Source organism: Deltaproteobacteria bacterium (assembly GCA_016235345.1).
GTDB lineage: Bacteria > Desulfobacterota > Desulfobacteria > Desulfobacterales > Desulfatibacillaceae > JACRLG01.
The window spans coordinates 299,856-314,351 of the sequence record JACRLG010000002.1; the positions used below are offsets into that span (position 1 = coordinate 299,856).

The 14,496-nt window shown below is 58.1% G+C and carries 10 protein-coding genes; 7 read left to right on the forward strand and 3 right to left on the reverse strand.

What is annotated here, in order from left to right; genetic code table 11:
* The first annotated feature begins 68 nt into the window (after positions 1-68).
* Positions 69-1,655, forward strand: a complete 1,587-nt coding sequence (locus tag HZB23_02075) for an FMN-binding glutamate synthase family protein (GenBank protein ID MBI5843439.1) — start codon at positions 69-71, stop codon at positions 1,653-1,655.
* Positions 1,656-1,833: 178 nt separating this feature from the next.
* Here HZB23_02075 and HZB23_02080 read toward each other — a convergent pair whose 3' ends face one another.
* Entirely contained in the window at positions 1,834-2,334 is a 501-nt protein-coding gene (locus tag HZB23_02080) for a cupin domain-containing protein (GenBank protein MBI5843440.1), read from the reverse strand.
* 477 nt (positions 2,335-2,811) lie between these two features.
* Here HZB23_02080 and thrS point away from each other — a divergent pair, with 477 nt between their 5' ends.
* The 6 genes from thrS (at position 2,812) to HZB23_02110 (ending at position 11,914) form a co-directional block, all read left to right on the forward strand.
* Positions 2,812-4,725 carry a threonine--tRNA ligase gene (thrS, locus tag HZB23_02085; GenBank protein ID MBI5843441.1) on the forward strand — a complete coding sequence of 638 codons (1,914 nt, stop codon included), beginning with the start codon at positions 2,812-2,814 and terminating at the stop codon, positions 4,723-4,725.
* A 234-nt stretch (positions 4,726-4,959) separates the two neighbouring features.
* Complete coding sequence (locus tag HZB23_02090; GenBank protein ID MBI5843442.1) at positions 4,960-6,666, forward strand: acyl-CoA dehydrogenase; 1,707 nt, start codon at positions 4,960-4,962, stop codon at positions 6,664-6,666.
* A gap of 404 nt (positions 6,667-7,070) precedes the next feature.
* Positions 7,071-8,066: a HEAT repeat domain-containing protein gene (locus HZB23_02095; protein MBI5843443.1), complete on the forward strand. Its 996-nt coding sequence runs from the start codon at positions 7,071-7,073 to the stop codon at positions 8,064-8,066.
* 70 nt (positions 8,067-8,136) lie between these two features.
* Positions 8,137-9,282 carry a hypothetical protein gene (locus HZB23_02100; GenBank protein MBI5843444.1) on the forward strand — a complete coding sequence of 382 codons (1,146 nt, stop codon included), beginning with the start codon at positions 8,137-8,139 and terminating at the stop codon, positions 9,280-9,282.
* Between the two features lie 422 nt (positions 9,283-9,704).
* Positions 9,705-10,700: a HEAT repeat domain-containing protein gene (locus HZB23_02105; GenBank protein ID MBI5843445.1), complete on the forward strand. Its 996-nt coding sequence runs from the start codon at positions 9,705-9,707 to the stop codon at positions 10,698-10,700.
* 68 nt (positions 10,701-10,768) lie between these two features.
* Positions 10,769-11,914, forward strand: coding sequence for a hypothetical protein (locus HZB23_02110; protein MBI5843446.1), 1,146 nt, complete (start codon positions 10,769-10,771; stop codon positions 11,912-11,914).
* Between the two features lie 485 nt (positions 11,915-12,399).
* Here HZB23_02110 and hflC read toward each other — a convergent pair whose 3' ends face one another.
* Positions 12,400-13,353 carry a protease modulator HflC gene (gene hflC / locus HZB23_02115; protein ID MBI5843447.1) on the reverse strand — a complete coding sequence of 318 codons (954 nt, stop codon included), beginning with the start codon at positions 13,351-13,353 and terminating at the stop codon, positions 12,400-12,402.
* A complete protein-coding gene (hflK, locus tag HZB23_02120) occupies positions 13,350-14,414 on the reverse strand; it encodes an FtsH protease activity modulator HflK (protein ID MBI5843448.1) in 1,065 nt (354 codons plus the stop codon). Before hflK ends, hflC begins: the two co-directional genes overlap by 4 nt.
* Positions 14,415-14,496 lie beyond the last annotated feature (82 nt).

A 14,496-nucleotide genomic window follows, 5' to 3' on the forward strand; every position in this document is an offset into this window, starting at 1 on the left:
ATGCGGACTTTTTTTGTGTCCGCAGATTGTTCGGACTTAATTTTTCCTTACTTTTTTTAGGAGGACTCATGAGCCTTTCCGTGGCAAACTCCAGCGAAACCCTTGGAACCAAGAACCGCTCCCGCGACGTCGTTCCCCAGTCCGGCCTCTGCAGCCGCTGCATGGACGGCTGCAAGGGCAACTGCGACATGTTCAAGGCGACATTCCGTGGCCGCGAGCTTCTCTATCCCGGCCCCTTCGGCGAGATAACCGCAGGCTGCGACAAGGACTACCCGGTGGACTACACCCACCTGAATATCGCCGGTTACGCCCTGGGCGCTGAAGGCGCTTATCCCGACCCGGACAGCGCAACCTTCCCCGCCGTCTCCACCGAGTGCTCCTTCGGCGTGAAGGACAAGGTGAAGATGAAGGTGCCCATGTTCACCGGGGCTCTCGGCTCCACCGAAATCGCACGCAAGAACTGGGAGCATTTCGCCATCGGCGCGGCCATCTCCGGCATCACCCTGGTCTGCGGCGAAAACGTGTGCGGCATTGATCCCAAACTTGAGTTCGACAAAAACGGCAAGGTGAAAAACTCGCCGGACATGAAGCGCCGGGTTGAGGAATACCGCCGCTTTCACCAGGGCTACGGCGACATCCTGGTCCAGATGAACGTGGAAGACACCCGGCTGGGCGTCGCGGAATACGTCATCGACAAACTGGGCGTCGAGACCATTGAACTCAAGTGGGGCCAGGGCGCAAAGTGCATCGGCGGCGAAATCAAGGTGGGCCAGCTTGAGCGCGCCCTTGAGCTCAAGAAACGCGGCTACATCGTAACCCCCGATCCCAGCCTTCCCGCCAACCAGGCCGCTTTCAAGGCAGGAGCCATCAAGGAATTCGAGCGCCACAGCCGCCTGGGTTTCGTTGACCAGGCCGGTTTCATGGCCGAAGTACAGCGCCTCAGGAACCTTGGAGCCAAGCGCGTGACCTTGAAGACCGGCGCTTACCCCATGCGGGAACTGGCCATGGCCATCCGCTGGTCCTCGGACGCCCGCCTCGACCTTCTCACCATCGACGGCGCTTCGGGCGGCACGGGCATGAGCCCCTGGCGGATGATGCAGGAATGGGGCGTTCCCTCCCTGTATATCCATTCAATGGCCTACGAGCTCTGCGCACGCCTTGCCGCCGCCGGACGCTGGGTGCCGGACATCGCCTTTGCGGGCGGCTTCTCCTCCGAGGACCACATCTTCAAGGCCCTGGCCCTTGGCGCTCCCTACTGCAAGGCCGTGTGCATGGGCCGCGCGCTGATGATCCCCGGCATGGTTGGAAAGAACATCGGCCTGTGGCTCAAGGGCGAGGACGGCGGGCTTCCCCCCACTGTCAACAAATTCGGAACCACCAAGGAAGAAATCTTCGTGTGCTACGAAGACCTTAAGGAAAAATTCGGCAAGGACATCGAGAAGTTCCCCCTTGGCGCGGTTGGTATCTACTCCGCCTCCGAAAAGCTCCGCGTGGGACTCCAGCAGCTCATGGCGGGCGCTCGCAAATGGCGTCCCGAACTCATCACCCGCCGCGACGTCTTCGCTCTCACCGAGGAAGCCGCCAAGGTCACGGGTCTTGACTACGTGATGGATGCGTACCGCGAAGAGGCCCTGGCGATAATAGACGCCAAATAGCAGGGCTTCGCAGGAATCGCCGGATACGGCGTCAGACATCGCGGGGCGGGGCGTCATGTACCAAAGTACTATGACTTCCCGCCCCGCTTCGTCTTCCTTGTCTGCGGCGCCCCTGCAAAGCCCTCAGGTTGGGTGCAAGGCGAAAAAAATTCAGTCCGCCAAACCTTCAAAACGAATTTCATCCCCGCGTCAGCCGCCTTATGGTCTCCGAATGCCCTGGATAAAGCTCCGTAAGCGCCCTTCTGTCGGCCATTTCGAAATCGGCGAAGTCGAATCCGGGGGCCACGGTGCAGCCCACAAGGGCGAAAGCGCCGCCCATCACTTCCGCTCCGAACCAGGAGCCCGCCGGTACGACGAGCTGAAAGCTGTCCCCCGCAGCCGGGTCCGGGCCAAGGCGCAGGGCTATATAGCCGCCGTCTTGTGATATGACGTGGATGAGGACCGCTGACCCCGCGTAAAAATGCCAGAGCTCATCTGATTTTATTCGGTGAAGGGCCGAGATGTCGCCCTTTTCCAGCAGAAAATAAATGGCTGTTGAAAAAGAGCGGCTACCGACGAACCTTTCGGGGAGCGCCGGGCCGGGCGTTTCTTCCGCTGCGCGGTAGGTCTCCCGGAACCATCCGCCTTCGGGGTGGCGAATAAGTCCGAGCCTTTCAATCAGATCCCCTGCGCTTTGCATGAGCCTCATCCTTTGTGAAGTGAGCCGATGGAGCGGCAGGACCGACGGTTCCAGATATCCGGCCAGCCCGCCGCGTTTTCCGTCATGACCCAAATCTTACCATAAACCCGCTTCGTCCCCGGCGTCCACCAAACCCATAAAAATTTTTGCATATATGCCTTTTAACCGCCTGTTGAAAAGATAGAATTGAGCAGGCTGATGAAAAACGATGAGTCGTGAAGGCGGTGCGAAAAGCCAAGGAGTCAAGCGTACCCGCCCAAGAAATCGCAGAATTCTTGGGCTAAATCAATATGTTCGTACGTGACGGAATTGGCTTTGATGCAGAACACTGCCGGATAGCGTTTTTCGACAGCCTGCTAAATGTGCTTGACGGGCAAACGCCCATGGTCCATCATGTTAGATTGGTCCGTACCGTCGGACAGCGCGGAAATCAGCGAGAAAAGCCCCAAAAAGAATCAGGAGAAAGAAAGCACCACCATGATAAACATTACCTTACCGGATGGCAGAATCGAGCAGTTCGACTCCCCCCCCACGGGCCTTGACGTTGCAATGCGCATCTCCGAGCGCTTTTCACAAGGCTGCGTGGCGGCAAAAATAAACGACGCGCTTTTGGACCTTTCCACTCCCATAACGGAAGATTCCGCCATAACGCTCATCACCACCAGGGACGCCGAAGCCCTGGATATAATGCGCCACAGCGCGGCCCACGTAATGGCCCAGGCGGTGCTTAAAGTCTATCCCAAGGCCCGGCTCACCATAGGCCCGGTGATCGAAAACGGCTTTTACTACGATTTCGAGATGCCGCCCGTCTCCGAGGAGGACTTCCCGAAGATCGAGGCCGAGATCAAAAAGCTCGTCGAGGCCAAGCTCCCCTTCTCCCGCAAGGTGGTGGCAAAGGACGAGGCCCTTACCATATATAAGGATGAGCCCTACAAGTCCGAGATCATTGGCGACCTGCCGGACGGAACCATCTCGCTCTATACCCAGGGCGATTTCACGGACCTGTGCAGGGGCCCCCACGTTCCCCACACGGGCTTCGTGAAGGCGGTGAAGCTCATGAAGACCTCCGGGGCCTACTGGAGGGCGGACGCCAATAACGCCCAGCTTACGCGCATCTACGGCACGGCCTTTTTCGACAAGAAGGAGCTGGCCGCATACCTCAATTTCCTGGAGGAGGCCAAAAAGCGCGACCACCGCAAGATCGGCCAGGCCATGGACCTTTTCTCCTTCCACGACGAGGCTCCGGGAATGCCCTTTTTCCACGCCAAGGGCATGAACGTGTGGAACGCGCTTCTGGACTACTGGCGGGTCGAGCACAGGAAGGCCGGTTACACCGAGACCAAGACCCCGGTGATGCTTTTGAAAGGCCTGTGGGAAAAATCCGGCCACTGGGAAAACTACCGCGAAAACATGTACACAACCATCATTGAGGACGCCCAGCATTGCATTAAGCCCATGAACTGCCCCGGCGGCATGATCCTCTTTTCCATGGGCCACCATTCATACAAGGACCTGCCAGTTCGCGCGGGCGAGATCGGTCTGGTGCACCGCCACGAGCTAAGCGGGGTCTTGAACGGCCTTTTCCGGGTGCGGGCCTTTCACCAGGACGATGCCCACATCTTCATGATGCCGGATCAGATAGAGGCCGAAATACTGGGGGTTCTGCACCTTGTGGACCGGGTCTACTCCACCTTCGGCCTAAGCTTTCATCTCGAGCTTTCCACAAGGCCCAAAAAATCCATCGGCGGCGACGAGCAGTGGGAAATGGCCACGAACGGCCTTAGGGGCGCTCTCGAAGCCTACGGCATGCCCTACAAGATCAACGAAGGCGACGGGGCCTTCTACGGCCCCAAGATCGACATCCACATAAAGGACGCCATAGGCCGCACCTGGCAGTGCGGAACCGTGCAGCTGGACATGTCGCTTCCCGAACGCTTCGACCTTTCCTACATAGGCGCGGACAACGCAAGGCACCGCCCGGTAATGATCCACCGGGTGATCTACGGGTCCATCGAGCGCTTTTTCGGAATCCTCACCGAGCACTTCGCCGGGCGCTTCCCCCTTTGGATGGCCCCCACCCAGGCAATCGTGCTGGCCATGAACGATGACCTGGCCGACTACGCGAAATCGGTGAAGGAGGGCCTTGAGGACGAGGGCCTGCGGGTGGACCTGGACGCCCGCAGCGAGAGCATCCAGAAAAAGGTGCGCGACGCCCAGCTCGCCCTGGTCCCCCTCATACTCACCGTGGGAGGCAAGGAAAAGGAGAACAACACGCTTTCGGTGCGCACACTGGACGGCAAGGTCCGCTACGGCGTCACCCGCGAGGCCTTCCTGGAAACGGTGAGGGCGCACGTGGCCCGAAGGGACAGGAGTACGCAAATCTTTGAATAAAGAGGTAATTGTACAACCTCTCAAAACGGCAATTTTTTTGCGTAGGTTGGGTGGTTCTGCCCGAAGGGCAGGTTCACCCAACACTTTTGAATCATTTGAGAAATGTTGGGTGAGCCCTCGCCTTTCGGCTCGGAACCACCTAACTTACGATAATTCGGACAGTTTGACAGGTAATGCAATTACCTCTTTTCGATTGACCTTATAAACCCCCACGCCATGCGCAAAGGAGACGACATGCTGCTCTTGAATCCCAAGAAGTACCAGGACCGCAATTACCCGGACGCCCGCTCGAAGGAGATAATGCTGAAAACCATCGAGTTTTTCGAGAACAAGGGCTTTCAAAAGATGAAGGATGATTTCTACTCCTTCGATTTCACCAACGATTTCGCCGAGTTCGTGAAAAAGGAGCGCATCTTCGAGACCCTGTTCCTTCCCAGGGGTTACGGCGACCCGGACCAGTACTACTCCACATACCGTATGTACGAATTTAGCGAAATAACGGGCTTTTACGGCTCGGCCTACTGGTACATGTACCACGTCTCCACCCTGGGCCTCGACCCGGTGTATCTTGGCGACAACGAGGAGCTGAAGCACAGGGCGGTGAAAACTCTGCGTGAAAACCCCCTGTGCGCCTTCGGGCTTTCCGAAAAAGAACACGGAGCGGATATCTACTCCAGCGAGATGAAGCTCTACCCCCAGCCGGACGGGACCTACCTTGCGCGCGGCAACAAGTATTACATCGGCAACGGCAACGAGGCCTCCACCATAACGGTTTTCGGCAAGATCGACGGAACCGACGATTACGTGTTTTTCGTGGTGGATTCCCATCACGAAAAATTCGAGTGCGTGCAAAACGTCATCAAGGCCCAGAACTACGTCTCCGAGTTCAACCTGCATGACTACCCCATAACCGACGCCGACATCTCCGCCCGTGGCCCCAAGGCCTGGGACGACATGTTGAACACCATCAACATCTGCAAGTTCAACATCGGCTCCGGGGCCACCGGAATCGTCACCCACTCCTTTTACGAGGCCTTGAACCACGCGGCAAAAAGGAACGTCTACGGCAAGTTCGTCACGGACTTCCCCCACGTGCGCAGGCTTTTCATGGATTCCTACTGCCGGCTGGCCGCAATGAAGCTCTTCGGGCTTAGGGCAACCGACTACATGCGGGCCGCAAGTGCCGAGGACAAACGCTACCTTTTATACAACCCCATCATGAAGATGAAGGTGTCACTCCAGGGCGAAGAGGTCCACGAGATGCTCTGGGACATCATCGCCGCCAAGGGCTTCGAGAAGAACACCTACTTCTCCCAGGCCGTGGTGGAGCTGCGCGGCTTCCCCAAGCTGGAAGGCACCCGCCACGTCAACATGGCCCTTATCGCCAAGCTCGTGCCCAACTACTTCTTCAACCCCAAGGAATATCCGGAAGTTCCGCGCTTGAACGGCCCGGAGGACGACACCTACCTTTTCAAGCAGGGCAAGACGCGGGGTTACGGCAAAATCCAGTTCCACGATTACAACATCGCCTACAACTCGGTTGACCTTCCCAACGTCAACGTTTTCAAGGAGCAGATCAAGGCCTACAAGGATTTCCTCATGGCCAGCGGCATGGAGCTGGGAAACCAGATGCTGAACGATTTCGACTTTTTGCTTGCGGTGGGCGAAATCTTCACCCTCGTGGCCTACGGCCAGTTGATCATCGAAAGCGCCAAAATCGAGGGAATAAGCGACGATCTGTTGGACATGATCTTCAACGTGTTCGTGCGGGATTTCTCGCGCTACGCCATGGATATCCAGCACAAGAGCGCGGCCACAGAGGCCCAGAAGGCGGCCTGCGTGGCCATGATGAAAACCCCGGTTCAGGATGCGGAAAAATTCGAGCGGGTGCTTGCCTCCGAGGTCTATTCCCTGGTGGACGCCTACACCATGAATCCTTAGACGCCGGTTTTTATAGATATTACTGACAAGAGAGAGGGGGACGGCTTCCAGGTGGAGGGCGTCCCCCTCTTTTTTTGTAAAAAGTATTAACTACCCCTTCCGCCGGATAATACTTTTTACAATCACGCATTTTTTACCCGCCTGATTCGTCCCTATCCGCGCTTCAAGCCCCCGGCATCAAAAATACTACATGTCGTGGTTTATTTATAAATAAACACTCAAATTCAGCAATTACTCTCATGCTCAGGTATTAAAAAAGGCCCCATCCCGCCATTTCAGACCCATCAGTCCAAAAACACCCTTTGTCCCGATTTAACTTAAGACCAACTTCATATAATCTCTCATCATCGTAAAAGGTTGAGCGTTGATCTTCACCACCCCAACACAACAAGGAGCATAACAAAATGACAAGAAGAACCATCATCGTATCAATCCTGGCCATCGGGCTGGTTATACTGCCCGCCCTGGCCCCTGCCGCCTCCCCGGTTTCGCGCCTCAAGGACCCGGCCACCCGCCACGCCGACGCCGACTCCATCCTGGAGCAGATTCTGGACCAGGGCGCGGGCGCGGTTCCCGAACTCACCACCATGGCAGGCCAGGCTTCCTCAGGCTCGGACGTGGAATCATTCCAGCGCTCCCACAGGGCGCGGGTCACCGCCATCACCCTTCTTGGCGACATGAACGCAGCCTCGGCCATTCCCACCCTGGCCGCCATAGTGAAATCCTCCGGCGAGGTCTCGGCCATCAACAACGCGGCCCGGTCCATGGGACGCATGGGCGGCGCGGCGGCATACGCGGCCCTTTCCGGCATTCTGGCCTACGTCAACCAGGCTCCCGACGCCCTGGCCTTCGAGCGCAAAAAGGCCGTGATAATGGCCCTGGGGCTCTGCGGCGAAAAGGCTGCGGTGAACGTCCTTCTGGCCGAGCTCAACAATACCAAAAACGCCATGCTGGTCCGCATCTACGCGGCGGGCTCCCTGGGCCTTCTGGGAAACAAGGCGGGCCTTGCCCTTGCCACCTCCGGGCTCGATTCCAATGAGCCGGCCATAATCATGGCGGCCATACGCGCCCTGGGAGCCATCGGGTCGTCGTCATCCATCGCCGACCTGACTCCCTTTACCGCCAAGCAGGAAAACCGCACCTTCCGCATGGCCGCAATGCTTTCGATAAGCCAGATCAAGGCCGCCGCCCTGGCCGAAACCCAGAAGGCCGCCTTCATAAAGCAGGAACTCACGAGAAATTTCGGATCGAGCGAATACATCCACTGGGGCACCGGCGCATTGAAGAGAATGAAATCCGCAGAAGCGAAAAAGGCCCTGGAAGGACTGGCCGGAATCACCTCGCCGGACTTCAAGATGCTTCGCGCCGCAGCAAGGCTTCGCATGAAAGCCGCCCGGTAACAGGAAAAAGCAAAACCATTTCCGGTTTGCCCGACAGCGCGAAACCGGTCAATAAGAAAGGTCTCGATCCATGAGAAACAACATCGTAAGGAAGATAGTTCTGGCGGCGGCAGCCCTTGCCATAATGGCCTCTCCGGCCCTTGCCTGGGACAACGTGGTGACCCACCCCGGAATCACCAAGAAGGCCATTCAATACCTCGTATCCACCAATCCCACGGCCTACGGGTATCTGAACAATTACATAAACTTCAACATCGCGGTCAACCCCCAGCTCACGTTCATGGACGAAGGCTCGGTGAAGGAAGACTACGGCGTCTCCGCAGACTGGGACACCGCAGTTTGGGGATCAAGCCAGGACAGCCTGGTGCCCAGCCTTTCCTGGAAAAGCCACGGCTACGATCCCAAGACCGGCGTATCCTGGTATGACATGCCCGAATTTCAGAGCGCCTACGTTTACTCCGGCACGGTCTACAACAACATCCTGTCCGCGTCCAACCGCTACTTCCAGATAGGCCGCTTTGTGCACCTGATCGAGGACATGGGCTCCCCGGCCCACGCCAACGCAGACTTTCACGGCACCGGCGACGATATGGAAGAGTTCTGCGCAAACTGGTACTCCACCGTGAGCTACGCCCCCGCAGCGGTGCGCAAGCCCTCCACCCACGGCCTGAAAGCCGTGAAAGGCCTGCCCAATCCCGCCCTGACCACCAACAATTCAGGCAATTTCATTCGCAACATGGCGTGGAACACCTATTACATGACCACCTTCTACGGCGGAACCCTGGTCGAAGTGGAAGGCAATGCCCAGCCCGACAGCGAACTGAAGCGCATGTTCCCCTACGGCACCGGCGGCGGGCTTCGCTATGACGACGGCGGCTGGTTCACCAACGACGCCTACGTCATCGACGCGGTGGGCTGGAACTGGATAGGCTACGGCATAGGCAACAACCCGGACTGGTGGGGAGCCCCCAACGACGCCAAGTACTTCTACCTGGAAAACGTCGACGGCGGAGTGGACACCTACGCCCCCTCCACCGCAGGAAACGGCGTTGCCCCGGCGGTATTCAAGGTCAGCAAGTTCCGCCGGGTTCTGCCCACGGACAACCTTTCCACGGTGCTCGCCCCCAACACCCAGATTTTCGCCCGCATCTTCGCGGAAAACCTGTTCAAGCTGGCAGCCGAATGGGTCGCCGGTTTTGTGGCATGGATAGGATAAGCGCTGACCGGCCCAGGGCCTGAAAGCGACATAGAAGAAAAAAGGGGGGGACTTTCCTTGACAGGGAGTCCCCCTTTTTTACTGAAGCCTTTTCCCGAAGACGCTTGGCAAGCCTTGCCGATCCGTTCGCCGGATCATACTTTTTATAAGACCTTTTCGAAATTCTCAGACCCCGTTTTTCCTCCATTCGCGCATACCATCAAAAACCACCATATATAGTAGTTGATCATAAAATACGCTACTAATAATTTCAAAACATCATACCTGGGAATTAAAAAAAACATCACCCGTCGCGTCCTGCCCAATCAGCCGAAAAACACCCTTTCTCCCGATTTTCCTAACGACAATTTTTCTGTATCCTTCAATCATTAAAAAAGTCGTAAGCATTTTTCATCACCCAACACCTCAAGGAGCAAAAACCCATGACGAGAAAATCCCTCATTGCATCCGCACTGATCATAGGGCTGGTTCTTCTGCCCGCCCTGGCAACGGCGGCTTCCCCGGTATCCCGCCTGAAAGACCCCACCACCCGCCACGGCGACGCCGACGGCATCCTTGAGCAGATTTTGAACCAGGGCGCGGGCGCGGTGCCGGAACTTACCACCCTTGCAGGCCAGGAAACCAGCGGCCAGGATTACGCCACCACCGTCCGTAACGGAAGGGCGAGAGCCACCGCCATCATGCTCCTTGGCGACATGAACGCCCAGCAGGCCCTGCCGGTGCTCACCAAAATACTGAGAACCTCCACCGACATTTCCGCCATCACCAACGCGGCCCGCGCCATAGGCCGCATGGGCGGATACCAGGCGTACAAGGCCCTTATAGACACCCTGGCCATGGTAAACGCCTCCCCGGACGCCCTGGCCGCCGACCGCAAGAAGGCCGCCATCATGGGCCTTGGGCTCTGCGGCGAAAAGGCTGCGGTAAACGTGCTTCTGGCCGAACTCAACAACGCGAAAAACACCCTGTTGGTGAGAATCTACGCGGCGGGCTCCCTGGGCCTTCTTGGGAACAAGTCCGGTCTGGCCCTTGCGACCTCCGGCCTCGATTCCGCCGACCCTGCGGTCATCATGGCCTCCATCCGCGCCCTGGGCGTGATCGGATCGTCCTCCTCCATAGCGGACCTCACTCCCTTCACCGCCAAGCAGGAAGCCCGCACCTTCCGGGAAGCCGCGATGCTGGCCATAACCCAGATAAAGGCCGCCGCCCTGCCCGCAGACCAGAAGGCCGCCTTCATAAAGCAGGAGCTCACCAGGAACTTCGGAGCTTCGAGCTACATCCACTGGGGAACGGGCGCTTTGAAAAGAATGAAAACCGCCGAGGCGAAAAAAGCCCTGGAAAGCATGTCCGGCCTGACCGCGCCGGATTTCCAGAAGCTGCGCAGGGCGGCCCGCCTGCGCATGAAGGCCACCAGGTAAAAGGCTGACGAAATACTCCATCAGGTTACCGCCAAGCGGAACCCGGTTTAAGAGAAAGGTTTAGACCCATGAAAAACAACATCGTCAAAAAGCTGATCCTGGCAGCCTTAGCCCTGGCCATCATGAGCACCCCGGCTTTTGCCTGGGACAACGTCATCACCCATCCCGGAATCACCAAGAAGGCCGTTACGTACCTCATTTCCACCAACCCGACCGCCTACTCGTATCTTGGCAGCTACATAAACTTCAATCTGGCCGTCAATCCCCAGCTTCGGTTCATCGACGAAGGCTCGGTGAAGGAAGACTACGGCGTCTCCGCTGACTGGAACACCTCTGTGTGGGGCTCTTCCCAGGACAGCAACGTTCCGCTCCTTTCCTGGAAAAGCCACGGCTACGATCCCCGTACCGGCGTCTCCTGGTACGGCGTCCCCGGATTCGACAACGCCTACGATTACTCGAACTCGGTTTACGGCAAGATTTTCTCCACCGGGAACCGTTATTTCCACCTCGGACGCTTTGCCCACCTGATCGAGGACATGGCCTCCCCGGCACACGCCAACGCAGACTTTCACGGCACCGGCGACGACATGGAGGAGTTCTGCAAAAACTGGTACAACACCGTGAGCTACGCTCCCGCAGCGGTGCGCAAGCCCTCCAACAGCGGCCTTGCGGCCCAGACCGGCCTGCCCCACCCTGCCATGACAGCCGACAACTCCGGCAACTTCATAAGGAACGTGGCGTGGCGCACCTATTACCTCACCACCTTCTACGGCGGAAGCCTGGTTAAGAGGGAAGGCAACAGGCAGCCCGACAGCGAACTGAAGCGCATGTTCCCCTACGGCACGGGCGGCGGGCTTCGCTATGACGACGGCGGCTGGTTCGTGAACGACGCATACGTCATCGACAAGGTGGGCTGGAACTGGATAGGCTACGGCATCGGCAACAACCCGGACTGGTGGGAATGCCCGGATGACGCCCGCTACTTCTACCTGGAAAACATCGACGGCGGCGTGGACACCTACGCGCCCTCCACAGCCGGAAACGGCATGGCCCCTGCGGTTTTCAAGGTGGACAAGTTCCGCCGGGTCCTGCCCACGGACAACCTTTCCACGGTGCTTGCCCCCAACACCAAGATTCTGGCCCGCATCTACGCGGAAAACCTGTTCAAGCTGGCCGCCGAGTGGGTCGCCGGATTCGTGGGCTGGGTGGGATAAACCGGTAACCCGGCTTTAGGCCGGACACCGCCCTGATTGAAAAAGGGTCTGCCCCCCGATACGGGGGGGCAGACCCTTTTTTTTTATCGACGGCAGTCGGCAGTCGGCAGTCGGCAGTAAAAATTTTCCTGCGGCAGTTTCCAGCTTGAACGAAAGCAGCTTCTTCCCTGACAGGGGTCGGGAAGGAATTTCGCCCTCCCCCGAATCCCCAATTGTTGTGGAGATGAATTTATACCAAGTTTCAATCAGACGAGTATGCCAAGTTGCGATCAAAGCGGCAACAAACTACAGGGTATCCTCACCCTCGTAGGGGCGACCGCCGGTCGCCCTTTAATAGCATTGATGACTTCGACCCTCGTCAAAAATAAAGAGGCGGGCGACCGCCGGTCGCCCCTACGGGGGGGAGCCCCAGGCCCGAAACACAAAAGGCGGCCATTTGGCCGCCAGTCGTGAGCTACCATACTTTATTCGTTCAAGCAAAGCCCTTACTTCCCAACCCCCCGGCCCTCCAGGTACTTGAATAGCTCGGTGTCGGTGGACAAAAGCAGCGAGTCATCCTTTCCCAGCGACTCCCGGTAAACGTCCAGGCTCCTTAAAAAGCTGTAAAAGGCCGGGTCGCGGTTGTAGGCCGAAGCGTAAATGGCGGTGGCCAGGCCGTCGGCCCTGCCCTTTATCTCCTGGGCCTTGCGGTAGGCCTCGGAGGTGATGCGCTTCATTTCCCGCTCCATGTCGCCCTGAATCTTGCGGGCCTCGCCCTTGCCTTCCGAGCGGTACTTCTCGGCGATCTGCTTCCTTTCGGCCACCATGCGGTTATAGACCGAGTCGCGCACCTCCTTGCGGTAGTTCAGGCGCTTGATCTTGACGTCCACCAGAACGATGCCGAAGGGGGCCAGCCTCTCGCCAGCCGCCTTGCGCACCATTTCGGTGAGGTAGGGCCTTCCCAGCTTCACCACCGCCTTGGCCCGGGCCGCGTTCACTTCCCGCATGTCCTGGTCCAGAATCTCCATGGTGCGGTTGCTTTCACGGACGGTGTCGATAAGCGGCGCCGCCGCCACTGCGTCCCGAACGGCGGCGTCAATGAGGTCGGTGAGGCGCAGAAGCGCGTTGCGCTCGGTCCTGGTGGCCCGGTAAAACAAAAGGGGATCGGAAATCCTCCACCTTGCGAAGGTGTCCACCCAGATGAGGGTCTTTTCCTCGGTGGGAAGCTCACCCGACTCGCCGTCCCATTCAAGGATGTTTTTGGGCAGGTAGTTGGCGTTCTGGACGAAGGGAACCCGGAAATGAAGGCCGGGCTCGGTGACGGCCTTGCCGATTACCCTGCCGAACTGGGTCACCACCACCTGTTCGCGCGCGTCCACTATATAGGCCGAAGCAAGAAAGACGATGACAGCCAGGGTTGCAACTCCAACCCCTATGGCTCGTTTGACGTTTGCGTTCATTTGGGCGCGCCTCCTTCGGTCAGGGTTCCGGCTACGCCTGTTTTCCCCACGTCAAGAAGGGGAACCAGGTTTCTCTGCCTGGAATCAATGATGAACACCTTGCCCAGGTTGGGCAGGATATCCTTCATGGCCTCCAGGTAAAGACGCCGCCTTGTGACCTCAGGGGCCTTCTCGTACTCGGCCCAGACGCTGGAAAAAAGGGCCGCGTCGCCCTTGGCCCTGTTGGTGCGGTCAACGGCGTAGCCGTCGGCGTACTTTATGGTTTTCTGGGCGTCGCCTATGGCCGCCGGAATGGCCTTGTTGTACTCCTCCTTGGCCTGATAAATAAGCTGCTCCCTCTCCTGCCGGGCCTGGTTGACCTCGTTGAACGAGGCCAGGACCGGGGGCGGAACCGTGGCCGTCTTCAAAGCCACGTCCTTAACTGTTATCCCCATTTTCACTATATCCAGCTCCTTTTGCAGGAGCTTTCTCACCTTGGTGTTTATCTCCGAGCGCTTGCTGATGATCTCGTCGATGCTGTGGTCCCCCACCACCTGGCGCATGGCGGCTTCGGCAAGGTCCCGGAGCGTTTTCTGGGCGTTTCTGACGTTGAACAGAAAATCCTTGGCCTCGCTGACCCTGTACTGGACTATCCAGGGGACCACGGCCACGTTCAGGTCGCCCGTGAGCATGAGCGCCACGTTGTCGGTATCCAGGTCATGCCCGGCCTCGCCCTGTACACCCACCTCGTCTCCGAAGGTTTCAGTGCGGTATTCCAGCACGTTCACCTTGGTGGCGGTCTCGATGGGGTACGGCAGCTTCATGTGGATGCCGGGCCCCTGGGTGACGGTGTACCTGCCGAAGCGCTGCATCACAGCCTGCTCGTTGGCCTGAACCGTGTAAAACATGCTGTAAAGCGTCATTAAAAGCAACAAAACCGGTATAGCCCACAGCCATGCGAACCTGTCCCTGCCCGGACCTGAAAAGCGCCGGAAAACCTCCTCCACTTTGGGCGGTATGGGCGGCATCACCGGCCTGCGGTCTTTTTGCTGATCCTTCAGTTTGTCCCAATCCCATGCCATGCGCATCTTCTCCTTGATATTCATACAGGCCGGGCTGTCCGGCCTGCGGTGCCGCCTCAATTCCGCAGGGACGCTTTTTTTC